General features: G+C 67.5%; 14 protein-coding genes and 1 tRNA gene. 9 read left to right on the top strand and 6 right to left on the bottom strand.

Going from position 1 to position 15,510, the window contains the following annotated elements; all coding sequences use genetic code 11:
* Window positions 1–49 precede the first annotated feature (49 nt).
* On the top strand, window positions 50–1,135 hold the full coding sequence (locus MKP08_RS07395) for a DUF5694 domain-containing protein (RefSeq protein WP_241553252.1): 1,086 nt from the start codon (window positions 50–52) through the stop codon (window positions 1,133–1,135).
* On the opposite strand, the gene MKP08_RS07390 is transcribed toward MKP08_RS07395, so the two are convergent.
* The 3 genes from MKP08_RS07390 to MKP08_RS07380 all read right to left on the bottom strand — a co-directional run bounded on the left by MKP08_RS07390 (window position 1,132) and on the right by MKP08_RS07380 (window position 5,240).
* Complete coding sequence (locus MKP08_RS07390) at window positions 1,132–2,238, bottom strand: ATP phosphoribosyltransferase regulatory subunit (RefSeq protein WP_241553248.1); 1,107 nt, start codon at window positions 2,236–2,238, stop codon at window positions 1,132–1,134. The two genes, MKP08_RS07395 and MKP08_RS07390, sit on opposite strands and share 4 nt — an antisense overlap.
* Window positions 2,239–2,408: 170 nt before the next feature.
* Window positions 2,409–3,992, bottom strand: a complete 1,584-nt coding sequence (gene serA / locus MKP08_RS07385; RefSeq protein ID WP_241553247.1) for a phosphoglycerate dehydrogenase — start codon at window positions 3,990–3,992, stop codon at window positions 2,409–2,411.
* Window positions 3,993–4,115: 123 nt separating this feature from the next.
* On the bottom strand, window positions 4,116–5,240 hold the full coding sequence (locus tag MKP08_RS07380) for a phosphoserine transaminase (RefSeq protein ID WP_241553243.1): 1,125 nt from the start codon (window positions 5,238–5,240) through the stop codon (window positions 4,116–4,118).
* A gap of 174 nt (window positions 5,241–5,414) precedes the next feature.
* On the opposite strand from MKP08_RS07380, the gene MKP08_RS07375 reads away from it, so the two are divergent.
* Window positions 5,415–6,563: a glycosyltransferase family 1 protein gene (locus MKP08_RS07375; protein WP_241555559.1), complete on the top strand. Its 1,149-nt coding sequence runs from the start codon at window positions 5,415–5,417 to the stop codon at window positions 6,561–6,563.
* Between the two features lie 40 nt (window positions 6,564–6,603).
* On the opposite strand, the gene MKP08_RS07370 is transcribed toward MKP08_RS07375, so the two are convergent.
* Together MKP08_RS07370 and MKP08_RS07365 are read right to left on the bottom strand one after the other, a co-directional pair.
* Window positions 6,604–6,924 carry a DUF2218 domain-containing protein gene (locus MKP08_RS07370; RefSeq protein ID WP_241553241.1) on the bottom strand — a complete coding sequence of 107 codons (321 nt, stop codon included), beginning with the start codon at window positions 6,922–6,924 and terminating at the stop codon, window positions 6,604–6,606.
* A complete protein-coding gene (locus MKP08_RS07365; RefSeq protein WP_241553239.1) occupies window positions 6,921–7,610 on the bottom strand; it encodes a PadR family transcriptional regulator in 690 nt (229 codons plus the stop codon). Before MKP08_RS07365 ends, MKP08_RS07370 begins: the two co-directional genes overlap by 4 nt.
* A 193-nt stretch (window positions 7,611–7,803) precedes the next feature.
* On the opposite strand from MKP08_RS07365, the gene MKP08_RS07360 reads away from it, so the two are divergent.
* The 3 genes from MKP08_RS07360 to MKP08_RS07350 all read left to right on the top strand — a co-directional run bounded on the left by MKP08_RS07360 (window position 7,804) and on the right by MKP08_RS07350 (window position 10,090).
* Window positions 7,804–9,120, top strand: a complete 1,317-nt coding sequence (locus tag MKP08_RS07360) for a replication-associated recombination protein A (RefSeq protein ID WP_241553237.1) — start codon at window positions 7,804–7,806, stop codon at window positions 9,118–9,120.
* The gene (locus tag MKP08_RS07355; RefSeq protein WP_241553235.1) at window positions 9,117–9,995 is read left to right on the top strand and encodes a hypothetical protein; all 879 of its coding nucleotides are present in this window, start codon (window positions 9,117–9,119) and stop codon (window positions 9,993–9,995) included. Before MKP08_RS07360 ends, MKP08_RS07355 begins: the two co-directional genes overlap by 4 nt.
* Before the next feature lie 19 nt (window positions 9,996–10,014).
* Window positions 10,015–10,090: transfer RNA gene (locus tag MKP08_RS07350), tRNA-Thr, on the top strand.
* A 388-nt stretch (window positions 10,091–10,478) separates the two neighbouring features.
* Here the strand turns inward: MKP08_RS07350 and queF are convergent.
* Window positions 10,479–10,937, bottom strand: coding sequence for a preQ(1) synthase (gene queF, locus MKP08_RS07345; RefSeq protein WP_241553234.1), 459 nt, complete (start codon window positions 10,935–10,937; stop codon window positions 10,479–10,481).
* 122 nt (window positions 10,938–11,059) lie between these two features.
* On the opposite strand from queF, the gene MKP08_RS07340 reads away from it, so the two are divergent.
* The 4 genes from MKP08_RS07340 to MKP08_RS07325 are packed head-to-tail and all read left to right on the top strand — an operon-like array spanning window position 11,060 to window position 15,482.
* Complete coding sequence (locus tag MKP08_RS07340) at window positions 11,060–12,238, top strand: hypothetical protein (RefSeq protein ID WP_241553232.1); 1,179 nt, start codon at window positions 11,060–11,062, stop codon at window positions 12,236–12,238.
* Window positions 12,239–12,278: 40 nt separating this feature from the next.
* Entirely contained in the window at window positions 12,279–13,118 is an 840-nt protein-coding gene (locus MKP08_RS07335) for a sulfurtransferase (protein WP_241553230.1), read from the top strand.
* Window positions 13,115–14,323 carry a cystathionine beta-lyase gene (metC, locus tag MKP08_RS07330; RefSeq protein WP_241553228.1) on the top strand — a complete coding sequence of 403 codons (1,209 nt, stop codon included), beginning with the start codon at window positions 13,115–13,117 and terminating at the stop codon, window positions 14,321–14,323. Before MKP08_RS07335 ends, metC begins: the two co-directional genes overlap by 4 nt.
* 4 nt (window positions 14,324–14,327) lie before the next feature.
* Window positions 14,328–15,482, top strand: coding sequence for a mechanosensitive ion channel family protein (locus MKP08_RS07325; RefSeq protein WP_241553226.1), 1,155 nt, complete (start codon window positions 14,328–14,330; stop codon window positions 15,480–15,482).
* The last annotated feature ends 28 nt before the right edge of the window (window positions 15,483–15,510 follow it).

The following is a 15,510-nucleotide window of genomic DNA, read 5'->3' as shown; positions in this document are numbered from 1 at the left end:
CCGTCCTATAGCGGCATGACACCTCTCGGTTTTTGCCGAAGGGATCGTCATGCCGCTTCTGAGCATCCTTGCCCTCGCCGCCGCGGCGGTCGCCGCTCCGCTTCCCGACACGGGGGAGCAGGTCGCCGATCCGGTCTCGATCGTCGACGCCGCGGCGCAGACGCGCGGCGATCGCACACCGGTGCTGGTGCTGGGTAGTGCGCATCTGTCGTCCCTGCCCAAGGATTTCGACCGCACGCGGTTCGATCCGCTGCTTGATCGGCTGGCGAAATGGGCACCGGAAGCGATCGCCGTGGAGGGCCTGTCGGGCCCGCAATGCGATTATCTGCGTGAATATGCCTTCGTCTACACCGATACGGCCGAGACATATTGCCCGGACGCCGGTCCGGCCCGAGAGGCATTAGGGCTGAGCGGCGCCCAGGCTGAGGAGGAGGCGCTTGCGCTGCTGGAAGCGCCTGTGCGCGAACCGCCTACGCGGCGGCGGCTGGCGGCGCTGTTCCTGGCCATGGGCGAACCCGAATCGGCGATCGCGCAATGGTGGCAATTGCCCGAGGCGGAGCGGTATGCGGGCGACGGGCTGACGCCCGATCTGGTCGCGACGATCGAAAAACAGTCCGGCAAGTCGAGCGAGAGTGTCATCATCGGATCGCGGCTCGCGGCACGACGGGGCCTCGACCGGGTCTACCGGGTGGACGATCATACGGGCGACCGCGCGGGCCGGGTGGCGGACGAGGAAGCCTATGGCAAGGAGCTGCCCGAAATCTGGAACAGTCCCGCGCTCGACGAACGGATCGCGCGGATGAATGCGGAAAGCGCCGCGCTGAACGACGGATCGATGGATGTCGTCGCCTATTACCGCTCGCTCAATTCGCCGGAGGCGCAGCGTCTAGCGATGGCGACCGACTTCGGCGCGGCGGCGGGATCGACCCGCTACCCCGCCACCGGGCGCGCCTATCTCGCCTATTGGGAAACCCGCAATTTGCGCATGGTCGCGAATCTGCGCGAGGTGATCGGCCCGGGAACGCGGACGCTCGCCATCGTCGGCGCCAGCCACGTTCCCTATTACGACCGCTATTTGGGCATGACGAGCGACGTCGCGATCGCCGATACCCAGGCGGTGCTGGCGGGGAACTAAAGCGGCGTCGGCTCGGCACCCGCCAGGCGGTGGGTGCAGCCCAGCGCGCGCGGATCGTCGCCATCCGTCAGCGCCTTGAGCGTGCGCCAGCCTTCCGCCCGCAACCGCCGCGCGACGGCGGGATCGTGGTCGGTCGGCAGGAACAGCATGTCGCGCGCCGGAGCCGGCGGAAGCGCGGGCAGCAAGCGGTCGAGATAGCAGGTGAAGCCGGTCGCCGCCTCTCCCGAACGCTGTACGCGATAGGTCCCGCCGCGCGCCAGTGCGCCGCTCGCTCCGGCGCCATAGGCGGTGAAGCCGAACCAGCTGTAATATTTGAACCCGTGCCGCTCGGTCGGGTCGAGCGTGACGCGCGCCCGCCCCTGCAGGCTCTTGGCCAGTTTCTCGATCCCTTCGATCCGGCTGGCGAGCGCGCCGCCCGCGTCGATCGCGCGCAGGCGCTCCAGCGCGGTTTCGACCGGGCCGGTCGCATGGATCAGCGGCAGGTAGGTTTCACCGCCCGCCGCGACGAGCCCGCCTGCATCCTTGCTGTCGAGCTCCACCTTTACCGGCTCGACCCGTTCGGGCGCGAGCGGCATCGGCCCGGCGGCCAGCGTGTCGACGAGATCGGGCAGCGTCAGGTCGATGGTCAGGCCCTTCGCGCCCATCGCTTCCAGCGTTTCGACCGCCAGCGATAGGATTTCGGAAATCGCCTCCAGCGTGTCCGCCCCGACCAGTTCGGCCCCCAGCTGCAGCCGCTGGCGCGCGGGATCGAGCTGGTCGGCGCTGAGCACGGCGACCTCCCCCGCATAGCACAGGCGCAGCGGGCGCGGCGCCTGCGACAGGCCGGTATCGGCGATGCGCCCGATCTGCGGCGTGATGTCGCTACGCACCGCCAGCGTGCGCAGGCTGGCCGGATCGACGAAGCGGCACAGCGTGCGCGCGCTCTCGTGCCCCATCCGGCCCGCCAGCGAACGCTCGAACTCGATCAGCGGCGGACGTACCCGGTCGTAACCGTGCGCGTCCATCGCATCGAGCGCCTCGCGCATCGCGCGCGTGATCGCCGCCGCCTCACGCGGGAGACGATCCTCGAGGCCGATCGGCAGCAGGTCTTCGGGTTCGGTCATGGTGCCGTTCCCCTAGCGCCTGGCGCGGGATTGTGAAGGCGAAAGGGTGCCCACCCCGCTGCGACTAGCGAGCAAGCTCGCAAGTCTCGCAACCCCTCCCGCCTGCGGGAGGGAAGGTGCAGCTTGCCGCGGCGGAGCGGCGGCTAGCGAACCGGGGTGGGCCCGAAACGTCAGAACGCCACCGCCTTCACCGTACGCACACCGGGCACCTGGCAAGCCTGGTCGATGACCTGCTGCGGGATCGGCTGATCGACGCTCAGCAACAGCACCGCCTCCCCGCCGGTCTGCCGCCGCCCGAGGTTGAAGGTGCCGATATTGATGCCGCTATCGCCGAGCAGCGTACCGATCCGGCCGATGAAGCCCGGCGTATCATCGTTCACGATATAGAGCATGTTGCCCGCCAGCTCCGCCTCGATCCCGATGCCGAAGATCTCCACGAGGCGCGGCGCGCTGGACCCGAACAGCGTGCCCGCAACCGACCGATCGCCGCTGTCGGTCGCCACGGTAACGCGCACCAGCGTGTTGTAGGCGCCCTCGCGCGTGTTGCGGATCTCGCGCACCTCGATCCCGCGCTCCTTCGCCAGATACGGCGCGTTGACCATGTTCACGCTCTGCGAATAGCGCGCCATCAGCCCGGCGAGCACGGCGGCGGTGATCGGCTTCGGATTGAGCTCGGCCGCGTCCCCTTCCAGCTCGACGCTGATCTTGGGCAGGTTGCCATGCGCGAGCTGCCCCACCAGCGAGCCAAGATTTTCCGCGAGCGCCATGTAGGGGCGCAGCTTCGGCGCTTCCTCGGCCGAAAGACTCGGCATGTTGAGCGCGTTGGTGACGCCGCCATTGACCAGGTAATCGGCCATCTGCTCCGCCACCTGCAGCGCGACATTGACCTGCGCCTCGGTGGTGGAAGCGCCCAGATGCGGGGTGCAGATGAAGTTGGGAGCGCCGAACAGCACGTTGTCCTTGGCCGGTTCCTGCGCGAACACGTCGAGCGCCGCGCCCGCGACATGGCCGCTCTCCAGCATGTCCTTGAGCGCCGCTTCGTCGATCAGCCCGCCGCGCGCGCAGTTGACGATCCGCACGCCTTCCTTGGTCTTGGCGAGGTTTTCCCGGCTGAGGATGTTGCGCGTGTCGTCGGTCAGCGGGGTGTGCAGCGTAATGAAATCGGCACGCGCGAGCAGCTCGTCCAGCGTGACCTTCTCGATGCCGAGTTCCACGGCGCGATCGGGCGTCAGGAACGGATCGAACGCGATCACCTTCATCCGCAGGCCCTGCGCCCGCGCCGCGACGATCGAGCCGATATTGCCCGCCCCGATCAGGCCCAGCGTCTTGCCGGTGACCTCGACCCCCATGAACGCGCTCTTTGGCCACTCGCCCGCCTGCGTGCGGGTATTCGCCTCAGGGATCTGGCGGGCGAGTGCCATGATCATCGCGATCGCGTGCTCCGCGGTGGTGATCGAATTGCCGAACGGGGTGTTCATCACCACCACGCCCTTGCCCGACGCATGGGGGATATCGACGTTGTCGACCCCGATACCGGCGCGGCCGATGACCTTCAGATTGTCGGCGGCGTCGAGGATATCGGCCGTCACCTTGGTGGAGGAGCGGATGGCGAGGCCGTCATATTCGCCGATGCGGGCCTTGAGCTCTTCTGGCGTCTCGCCGGTGATGACGTCGACCTCGCAACCGCGCTCCTCGAAGATACGCGCGGCGTTGGGGTCCATCTTGTCGGAAATGAGGACTTTGGGCTTGGTCATGATGTAACCTCGATAGAATAAGACCGCTCATCCCGAGCTTGTCGAAGGATCGTCTTTCACCTTCGACGGGTCTTCAGAAGAAAAGTACGGCCCTTCGACAAGCTCAGGGCGAGCGGGAGACGGCTAGCTGAGCTCTGCCCAGGCCCAGTCGAGCCAGGGGCCGAGCGCTTCGATGTCCGCGGTGTCGACGGTCGCGCCGCACCAGATGCGCAGGCCGGGCGGCGCGTCGCGATAGCCGGCGATGTCGTAGGCGGCATCGTGCTGCTCCAGCAGGGCGGCGAATTTCTTGATGAAATCCGTGTCCGCACCCTCGACCGTCAGGCACACGCTGGTGTTCGACCGGCTGGCGGGATCGGCGGCGAGGTGGCCGAGCCAGTCGCGATCCTGCACCAGCTTGTCCAGCGCCGCGGCATTGGCGTCGGCGCGCGCCTTCATCGCGGACAGCCCGCCCAGCGCCTTGCCCCATTCGAGCGCGAAGATCGCATCCTCGACCGCGAGCATGGACGGGGTGTTGATCGTCTCGCCCCGGAAGATGCCGTCGATCAGCTTGCCGCCCTTGGTCAGGCGGAAGACCTTGGGCAATGGCCATTCGGGCGTGTAGCTTTCCAGCCGCTCGACTGCGCGCGGGCCGAGGATCAGGACGCCGTGCGCGCCCTCCCCGCCCAGCACTTTCTGCCAGGAGAAGGTCAACACGTCGGTTTTATCCCAAGCGATGTCCTGCGCGAACACGGCGCTGGTCGCATCGGCGATGGAAAGGCCCTCGCGCTCGCTCGCAATCCAGTCGCCATCGGGCACGCGCACGCCGCTGGTCGTGCCGTTCCAGGTGAAGACGACATCGTGCGACCAGTCGACCTGCGCCAGCTCGGGCAGTTCGCCGTAATCGGCGCGGATCACGGTCGGATCGATCTTCAGCTGCTTGAGCGCGTCGGTAACCCAGCCTTCGCCGAAGCTTTCCCACGCGATCGTGGTGACGGGGCGCTGGCCCAGCATGGTCCACATCGCCATCTCGACCGCGCCGGTGTCGGACCCGGGGACGATGCCGATCAGGTGCGTCTCCGGCACCTCAAGCACTTCGCGGATCAGGTCGATACAATAGGCGAGGCGCGCCTTGCCCAGTTTCGAGCGGTGCGAGCGACCGAGCGATTCGGTGGCTAGTTTGTCGGGGGACCATCCGGGCGGCTTGGCGCACGGGCCGGACGAGAAGAACGGACGCGCAGGCTTGCGCGCCGGGGGAGTGGTATCAGTCATGTATTCTCTCCTTGCAGAGAGCGCGCGCGGCGTTGGGACCGCGTGGCCCGTCGGCGCAAGTGGTGGAGCGTGACCCCCGAGTCAAGCGCGCATGCGGTTGCAGTTGAAACCGCATGCGGCCACGAGGTCTCGCGCTTCCCAAGCCAGCGGGCGGTCGATATGGCGCGAGGTTATATGCACACCACCGATCTTCGCGTCGCGCTGTTCAGCGGGAACTACAATTACACCCGGGACGGTGCGAACCAGGCACTCAATCGCCTGGTCGGCTACCTGCTGCGGCAGGGCGCATCGGTGCGCGTATATTCGCCCAAGGTGGAAAACCCGGCGTTCGAAGCGACCGGCGAATTGGTGAATGTGCCCAATGTCCCCCTGCCGGGACGCGGCGAATATCGCATGCCGCTGGGCCTCAGCCGCGCGGTGCGGCGCGATCTCGCCCGGTTCGCGCCCAATGTGGTCCATCTGTCGAGCCCCGATCCGAGCGGCCATGCGGCGCTCGCCTGGGCGCGAGCCAGCGGCATTCCCGCGATCGCCAGCGTCCATACGCGCTTCGACACCTATCCGCGCTATTACAAGCTGGGGATGATGGAGCCGCCGTTGCGTGCCATTCTGCGCCGCTTCTACGGTCGCTGCGACGCGGTCCTCGCACCGACCGAGGTGATCCGGCAGGACTATCTGGCGCAAGGCATGAACGACGATATGCGCATCTGGGCGCGCGGCGTGGATCGCAATATTTTCGACCGCGATCGCCGCGACCTGGCTTGGCGCCGGTCTCTCGGCATCGCCGACGACGAGGTCGCGATCGGGTTCTTGGGACGGCTGGTGCTGGAAAAGGGGCTCGACCGGTTCGCGGACGTCACCACGGAACTGACCCGACGCGGGGTTCCGTTCCGCGTGCTGGTGGTTGGCGAGGGTCCAGCCGGGGAGTGGTTCAGCGAACGTGTCCCTAACGCGCGGTTCGCAGGGTTTCAGACCGGAGCGGACCTGGGCCGCGCGGTCGCCAGCATGGACGTCCTGTTCAATGCCTCCATCACCGAGGCGTTCAGCAACGTCACGCTGGAGGCGATGGCGTGCAGCCTGCCGGTGGTCGCGGTGGATACTACGGGCAGCAACCACCTGGTCCTGGATGGCGAGACGGGGCGGATGATCCCGCCCGACGACACCGGCGGGTTCGCCGACGCACTGGAAGCCTATATCCGCAAGCCGGAGCTGCGCGCAGCCCACGGGGCCGCGGGCGAAAGGCACAGCCACAAATGGGCCTGGGACCCCGTGAACGAAGCCGTCGTCGAAACCTATCGCGACATGATCGAGGCCCGGCTGATCTGATCGCCGCCGGGCCTCGCCATGAACATAGCAGGTGAGACCGTTAGCGGTCCTGCCAGTCGAATGTCAGCGGGGCCTCGCGAAAGGCGAAACGGTCGAGATGTTCCGCCACGACCCGCTTGAGCATTTCCAGCTGGCCTTCCTCGCTGGCGGTTATCGTGCATTCGAGCGTGTCCGGTTTCGCGGCGAGCGAGAGCACTCCCTCGCCCGCCCACGAACCGCCGCGCCCGTCCGCGGGGAAGGTTACGCGGCCCGCCTGGCTGTCGTATTCGACAGCCAGGTTGTGCGACCAGTGCTTGCAGAGTTGCTGCAGGTAACGCGACCCGGCAGCGGTCGGAACATGCGCTGTGGCGGTGACAGTCATAGCCGCTCGATCGCGCGTGCGGCGTCGTCGATCAAGTCGACCAGCCGATCGAGCCTCTCGCCCTCCAGCTCGCCCTGATGGCGGTGGAGACGGACCGCGTTGCGCAGGTTTTCCATGGCGCGATGGACCCGAAGGTTCGGCGATCCGTGCTGTTCGTCGCCCACGGCGGACAGACGCTCGAACAGGGCCCGGACCTCCTCTTCGCGCTCTTCCAGCTCGGCATGGCCCTGCGCGGTGGCGGCGAACGCCTTGCGCGGGCTATCGTCGTCGCGCTCCTCGATCAGGCCTTCGTCGGCGAGCAATTGCAACGTCGGATAGACCGCGCCGGGGCTGGGCGCATAGGTCCCCCCGGTCAGATCCTCGACCGCCTTGATCAGCTCGTAGCCGTGGCGCGGTTCGTCGGCGAGCATGCGCAGCAGTGCCAGCCGGAGCTCGCCCTGCCCGAACATGCGCCGCCGGCGGCCGGAACGGTGACCGCCTCGCCCGCGATCACCACCGAAGGGCCCGCCGGGTCCGAAGGGACCACCTGGCCCAAAGGGGCCGCTGGGGCCGAACGGACCGCTCGGGCCGAAGGGACCGTCGGCACCGAACAGACCGTCCGCGCCGCCGCTCCAGTTCCATCCGGAGCCCTTGCGGCCGCGACCTCGTCGCCCATCCTCGCTGCGCTCATGATTGCATCTGGTCATGGGATATTCCTTTTCACTATCAGAGATGCACTAAGATATATCTTGATGTGTCGAAGACAAGTCCATTTCGGCGGCCTGCCTCAAAATGTTCGCGCGCCTCCGTCGAACCGGAGGCGAACCGACGTCCCTGTCCGTCCGGTACGGTCCGCGCGTGGGTGGGAAAGTGCCGGCATGCGACCTAGATAGGCTTGCGATGGCCGACCTCTTCAACGACGATCCACCGCAAAGCGCCGCACCCGCCGAGCCGCGCGAGGGCGCGCCGCTGGCCGACAGGCTGCGGCCGCGCGCGCTGGACGAGGTCGTGGGGCAAGCCCACCTGACCGGGCCGGAGGGCGCGATCGGACGGATGGTCGCCGCCGGGCGTCTTTCCAGCATGGTGCTGTGGGGACCGCCCGGCACCGGCAAGACCAGCATCGCACGCCTGCTCGCCGACAGCGTGGGCATGCGCTACGAGGCGATCAGCGCGGTGTTCTCGGGCGTCGCCGACCTCAAGAAGGCATTCGCCGCGGCGGACAAGGCGGCCGAGGCGCAACAACGCACCTTGCTGTTCGTGGACGAGATCCACCGCTTCAACCGCGCGCAGCAGGACGGTTTCCTCCCCTTCGTGGAACGCGGCACGGTAACGCTGGTCGGGGCGACGACCGAAAACCCCAGTTTCGAGCTGAACGCCGCGCTGCTAAGCCGCGCGCAGGTGCTGATCCTTCACCGGCTGGATGCCGAGGCGCTGGGAGAACTGCTGGACAAGGCCGAGACGCTCGAAGGCCCCCTTCCCCTTAACGAAGACGCTCGCGCCGCGCTGATCGCGAGTGCCGATGGTGACGGGCGCTTCCTGCTCAACCAGGCGGAAACGCTCTACGCCGCGAAGATCGAGCAGCCGCTCGGCCCCGGCGAACTCGGCCAGTTCCTCCAGCGCCGCGTGGCGGTGTACGACAAGGACCGCGAGGGGCACTACAATCTCATCAGCGCGCTGCATAAGGCGGTGCGCGGGTCCGATCCGCAGGCTTCGCTCTATTATCTCGCGCGCATGCTGGTCGCTGGGGAGGAGCCGCTGTTCCTCGCCCGGCGGCTTATCCGCATGGCGGTGGAGGATATTGGCCTCGCCGACCCGCAGGCGCTGCCGCAATGCGTCGCGGCGAAGGACGCCTACGAATTCCTCGGCAGCCCGGAGGGCGAACTGGCGCTGGTGCAGGCCTGCCTCTACCTTGCCACCGCGCCCAAATCGAACGCCGGCTACAAGGCGCAGAAGGCCGCGTTCCGCAGCGCGAAGGAGACGGGCAGCCTGATGCCGCCGATGAACATCGTCAACGCGCCGACCAAGCTTATGAAGGATGTCGGCTACGGCAAGGGCTACACCTACGACCACGATGCGGACGAGGGGTTCTCCGGCGACGACTACTGGCCCGCCGAAATGGAGCCGCATACCTATTATCGCCCCGTCGGGCGCGGCTTCGAGCGCGAAATCGCCAAGCGCCTCGAATACTGGGACAGGCTGCGAAGGGAACGCGCATGACCCGGTTCCGCCACTTCCTCGCCGTGGACTGGTCGGGCGCGGCGGGTGAACGACACAAGGGGATCGCGCTGGCCATAGCCGAGGCGCGAGGGGGGCCGCCGGTGCTTCTGCCCGGTTGCCCGAGCTGGTCGCGGACCGATGTGCTCGCAGCTTCGCTGGACCTGCCGGAAGATACGCTGGTGGGGGTCGACCTAGGAATATCGCTGCCCTTCGCCGATTGCGGGGCGTTTTTCCCGGGCCTCCCCGAAAGCCCGCCCGATGCGCGATCGCTGTGGGCTCTGGTTGACCGGGTATGCGCGCAAGACGATCATCTTGCCGCGTCGGCGTTCGTCGACGATCCACGCTTCGCCCCGTATTTTCGCCGCCATGGCGGTCGCGAAGGCGAACGCTTCCGCTGTGACGACGCCGCGCACGGGCGCGGTCGCTTCCGCGTGACCGAGGCGCGCCAGGCGGAGTTGGGGTGCAAGCCCTACTCCAACTTCAACCTCGTCGGCGCGGCGCAGGTGGGGAAGTCGAGCCTGACCGGGATGCGCGTGCTGCACCGGCTGGGCGACCGGGTGCCGGTGTGGCCGGTCGATCCGCTGCCCGACAGTGGGTCGTTGATCGTCGAGATTTACACCGCTCTCGCCGCGCTGGAGGCAGGGCGCAGTGCCTCGCGCTCGAAGATGCGCAGCTACGAGGAAGTGAACGGAGCGCTCGCCACACTGGGCTCGCCCACTCTTGCCCAGACCGGCCCGATCGACGATCACAGCGCCGACGCGCTGCTCACCGCCGCGTGGCTGAGAAAGGTCGCGGGCGAACCCGCACGCTGGAACCCGGCGGGGCTGACGCCCGAGATCGCCCGTACCGAGGGCTGGACTTTCGGCGTCGCCTGATCGAAAGGCGCTGTACAGTGCCGGCTTAGCTCAGGTGGTAGAGCACCTGATTTGTAATCAGGGGGCCGCGGGTTCGAATCCTGCAGCCGGCACCAAGATCTCCGCAAGCCGCAGACGTAACGTGTTCTGAACCGTTGCGACGAATGCCGGACTATCGTATTCCATGAAATCGATGCGCGCGACACGGTGAATCTCCCTGCCGTAGCACGGGCCCGCCGGTCCGGAGCGCGATGCGAGGGACATGGGAGTCCTCGCCGCGCATCACCCCTCCCGTTTGCCTCCGCTAAGGTCGCCCGTTATTGATATTGCCGCGGCGCGCGCGACACGGTGATTTCTGTAGGCCGTAGCACGGGTTTTTGATCCGGAGCGCATTGCGGGAGATTACAGGCCCCGCCGCGCGCCGCATCCTGGCTCGCCGGGAAGAGCGCCCCGATTGGGTGGGCCTCTTACTCGTCCAGTAACTGATTTCCTCTCAAGCTCGTCCTAACCCCGCCCGCGATAGCTTGCCACGCCCTGATCGGGCACCCAGAGCCCCTCGGGCGGGGCGGCGGTCTGCCAGAACACGTCGATAGGGATGCCGCCGCGCGGATACCAATAGCCGCCGATCCGCAGCCAGCGGGGCTTCATCTCTTCCGCCAGCCGCTGGCCGATACCGACCGTCACATCCTCGTGAAACCCGCAATGGTTGCGGAAGGAGCCGAGGAACAGCTTCAGGCTCTTGCTCTCGACGATCGTTTCGCCGGGCGCGTAATCGAGCACCAGATGCGCGAAATCCGGCTGGCCGGTCACGGGGCACAGGCTGGTGAATTCCGGCGCGGCGAACCGCACCAGATACAGGCTGCCGGCCCGCGGATTGGGGACGTAGTCCAGCTCGGCCTCTCCCGGCGAGGCGGGCAGCGGGCTCGATTGGCCGAGAAAACGGGGAGTGCCTGTGTCGCTCATGCGCCGCATGTGCCGCGATCGCGCGCGTGACACAAGCCGCCGATTGACCATGCGGATTAACAGCGTATTCAGCGCCGCCTCTGTCTTACCGTGCCTTGCCTGCTTGCCTGGTGTCGCCGCAAATGATCCGCCCCGCCTCGATACGTCTGTCCATCCTGCTGCTGACAGTGGCGAGCGCGCCCGCCGCGGCGCAGTCCGTGCCGGATTTCCGCCTGCCGCCGCAGGAAACACCGACGCCGCAGGTGCAAGGGCCGGTCGATCCGGACAATCCCGTCCCCGCCCAGCCGCGCGTCATCCGCAACCCGACGCCTTCCGCCTCTCCCACTCCGCGCGCGACCGCCACCCCGACGCCGAACCCCACGGCTGCGCCCACCCGCGGCACGCCGCAACGCCAGCCGACTATCGTCCTGCCCGACACGGCGCCATCGGCGGCCCAGGCGCGCCGTTCCGAAGCAGCCCCGGCGCGCGTCGCACCCTCGCCGACCGGGTCTGCCGCACCGGAGACGGGTGCGACCCAAGAGCCTGCCGGACCGCTGTCCGACTTCACTTCGCCAGCGCTCCCGCCGCCCGACACCGATACCGATACCGCCGCAGCGACCCGACCCACCGAGCCGGACGGGGGTCTGGAATGGTGGATGGTCGCGCTCGCGGTCCTGATCGCCGCCGGTATCGGCTTCGCGATCTTCCGCGGGCGTCGGCATTCCCATGGTTCCACAGTCGAAGCGCCTGTGATCGAGCGGCCACGGGTCGATCGCACCGCCGCCCCTGCCGCCGCAACAAAGACACCGGCGTCCGCCGAACCCGGCCCTGCGGGCGGATCAGTGCAGCATCGGCTGGAGCTCACCGCCGATGCGCTGCGCGTGGTTCGCAGCTTTGCCAACGTTACGCTCGCCTATCGCTTCGCCATCGCCAATCGCGGCAGTGCGCCGGTAACGCACCTGCGGATCGCGGGCGATCTCGCCAGCGCGCACGGTAGCGCGCCGGTCGACCGCCAGTTGGCGGATGCCTCCGCCGCGTTTCCCCTGCTGCACGAGGTCGAGAGCCTCGCGCCGGGCGAGGAACACGAGTTCAAGGGCGAGGTCCGCCTGCCGCTGCAGTCCGTGCAACCGATCTGGCAGGGCAAGGCCCCGCTGATCGTGCCGCTGTTGCGGCTGGTGCTGTCGGCAGACGAGATCGCTCCGGCTCCGCATACGCTGGTCGTCGGGCGGCGTCCGGCCGAGCCGGGCGCGCGGCTGCAACCCTTCCGGCTGGACGAGCAGGTGCAGACCTATCGCGACGTGGCGACCCGCGCGCTCGCCTGATCCTCGACCCCGCGCCACTTGCACGCTATCGCGGCCCGCAATGCTGATCCATCCCGACACGCTCGCCACCCGGCTGGGCGAACCCGCTCTCGCCATCGCCGACGCCTCGCTCCACCTTCCGGCGGCAGAACGCGACGCGCGCGCCGATTTCGAGACGGCGCATATCCCGTCCGCCCGGTATTTGCCCCTGGCCGAGCTGGCGGAGCCCGACAGCCCCCTGCCGGGAAAGATACCTTCGCCCGCGACCTTCCGGCACCACTTGGAAGCGCGCGGGATCGGCGATGGCAGTACAATGGTGCTGTACGACGACAGCGCGCTGCGCAGCGCCTGCCGGGCGTGGTTCCTGTTCGATCTGTTCGGGCTGGAGGCGCAGGTGCTCGACTGCCGCTTCTTCGCGTGGCGAGAGAGCGGACGCGCGACCGCTTCCGGCGCATGGCACGGCGAAGCGGCCACGCTCGGCCCCATCGCTGCCGACCGGGCGAAGCTGCGCGACAAGCAGGAGATGCTCGACAATCTGACCTCCCATGCGGACCAGGTCGTCGATGCGCGCGATGCGGGTCGCTTCACCGGCGAGACGGAAGATACGGTGCATAATCTGCCGGGCGGGCATATCCCCGGCGCACGCAATCTGCCGTACACCCGGCTGCTGCGGGAGGACGGTGGTTTCCCGCCCGCTCCCGAAATCCGCGAGGCATTTCTCGGCGCGGGGATCGATCCCGAAAGGCCCGTCGTAGCGACTTGCGGCAGCGGAGTGACCGCATCGGTGCTGGTCTTCGCACTGCACCTGATCGGCGCGCCGCATGTCGCGCTTTACGACGGAAGCTGGTCGGAATGGGGGGCGGATCCACACACTCCAAAGGAAAAAGGACCAGCGGCATGAGCGAGAAACGCGAGAAGGGCACCGGGACGCGGCTGGTCGAGGCCGGGCGGCGGCGCGAGTGGACCGGTCCGGTGGTGAACCCGCCGATATGGCGCGCGAGCACACACCTGTTCGACAGCGATGCCGACCGGCGCGCAGGCGGCCGCGCGAATGCGGACGGACATTTTCACTACGGTCGCCGGGGCGCACCCACGCAATGGGCGCTGGCCGATGCGCTGACCGAGCTGGAGCCGGGGGCGCACGGCACAATGCTCTATCCCAGCGGCACCGCCGCGCTGGCAGGCGCTCTGCTGGCGGTACTCAAGGCAGGCGACGTGCTGCTGTGCACCGACAACGTGTACGAGCCCACACGCGCCATCGCGGACGACCTGCTTGCGCGGTACGGCATCGAAACGCGCTATTTCGACCCGCGCGATCTCGATGGTTTCGCCGCGCTGTTCTGCGATCGGACGGCGGCGGTGATGCTGGAAAATCCCGGCAGCCTGACGATGGAGCTGTGCGACGTTCCCGCCCTCGCCGCGATCGCGCGCGAGCATGGGGCGGTGAGCCTGCTCGACAACACCTGGGCCGGGCCGCTCGGCTTTCCCGCCCTGGAACGCGGCGTCGATATCACGGTGATGAGCCTGACCAAGCATGTCGGCGGCCATTCGGACGCGATGATGGGGTCCGCCGCAACCGGCGACGCGTCCCTCTATCGCAAGCTACGCCATACTGCGCAGCTGCTCGGCCAGATCGTGTCGCCCGACGATGCGGCGCTGATGCTGCGCGGCCTGCGCACGATGGGCTTGCGGTTGGACCGCACCGCGGCGAGCGGCCTGAGGATTGCCGAATGGCTGGGTGGCCGGTCGGAGGTGGCGCGGGTGCTGTGCCCGATGCTGCCCGGCTCCGCCGATCATGAGCTGTGGCAACGCGACTTCACCGGCGGTTGCGGCCTGCTCAGCTTCGTCCTGCACGACCGCACGGCGCAGCAGCGTGAAGCCTTCGTCGATGCGCTCGAAATGTTCGGCATCGGCTATAGCTGGGGCGGCTTCGAGAGCCTGGTCGTCCCCTTCGACCCGGCCCCGATCCGCCCGGCGAGCGGCTGGCCGCCACGTCATTTCGCGCTGGAGGACCGGCTCGGCGTGCGGCTCGCGATCGGGCTGGAGGACCCGGACGATCTGATCGCCGACCTTGACCGGGCATTTGCCGCGATGGATACCCCGTAACCGCATGCTGCTGTTCGCCTCTTCCTCCGTTCCCCAGTCGATCACCGATCTCGCGCCGAGCGAAGCGCCGATCCCGACCGACACGGGGAGCGCCACGGCCAGCGCCTCTGCCACGCCGGTGCCCACCGCGACCCCGTCGCCCGCCGAAACCGCGGCGGCCGCGGACGACATCCGCGAGGCGGTGAACAAGAAGAGCCAGACCGTCGGCGACATCGTCGACCAGCTCGATTCGATGGCGATCACCGTCGGCAAGTTCCACATCTCTGTGTGGGACGTGATGGTCTGGGCGATGATCATCGCCCTCGTCATCGTCCTGGCCTATCTGCTGACCAAGGCCTCGCACGCATTGCTGAAGCGCCTGACCAAGCTCGACATGGCGCAGCGGCTGCTAGCCGAGAAACTGGTCTCGATCGCAGTGTGGGCGGGCTCGATCCTGCTCGGCATCGATCTGCTAGGGATCGACCTGACCGCGCTGGCGGTTTTCTCCGGCGCGTTCGGCCTCGCCATCGGTTTCGGTTTGCAGAAGACCTTCGGCAATCTGATCGCGGGGATCATCCTGCTGATGGATCGCTCGATCAAGCCGGGCGACGTCATCGCGACGGCCGATTCAACCGGCAATTTCGTGTTCGGCCAGATCCGCAAGATCGGCATCCGCGCGGTGTCGATCACCACGCGGGATCAGCGCGAATACCTGATCCCGAACGAGAATCTGATGGTCAATCAGGTCGAAAACTGGTCCTATTCGAGCAAGAACGTGCGCATCCAGGTGCCCGTCGGCGTTTCCTACCAATGCGACATCAAGCTGGCCGAGGAACTGATGCTCGAGGCGGCGAAGAGCGCCAAGCGCGTGCTTGCCTCGCCGCCGCCGCTCGTCTGGCTCGACAATTACGGCAACAGCTCGGTCGATTTCATCATCCAGTGCTGGATCAACGATCCCGAGGCGGGCGTCGGCAACATCAAGTCCGACGTGCTCAAGCGACTGTGGGATCTGTTCCAGGAAAACGACGTCGAAATCCCCTTCCCGCAGCGCGATCTCAACCTGCGGCACAACGAACAATTCGACCAGCTCGTCGCCGCGATCGCACAGCGGGTCGCTCCACCGCAGGAAAAAGAGGTGGGCGAAGGCGAAAACCGGGATATCGCCGACAAGGATAGCTAGCGCCCCGCAAACGCGCGCTTTCAAAATT

The sequence above is a fragment of the Erythrobacter sp. LQ02-29 genome (assembly GCF_022576075.2).
Taxonomy (GTDB): Bacteria; Pseudomonadota; Alphaproteobacteria; order Sphingomonadales; family Sphingomonadaceae; genus Alteriqipengyuania.
The sequence above is the reverse complement of the archived record's forward strand: the minus strand, read 5'-3'. Positions and strand labels throughout refer to the sequence as shown.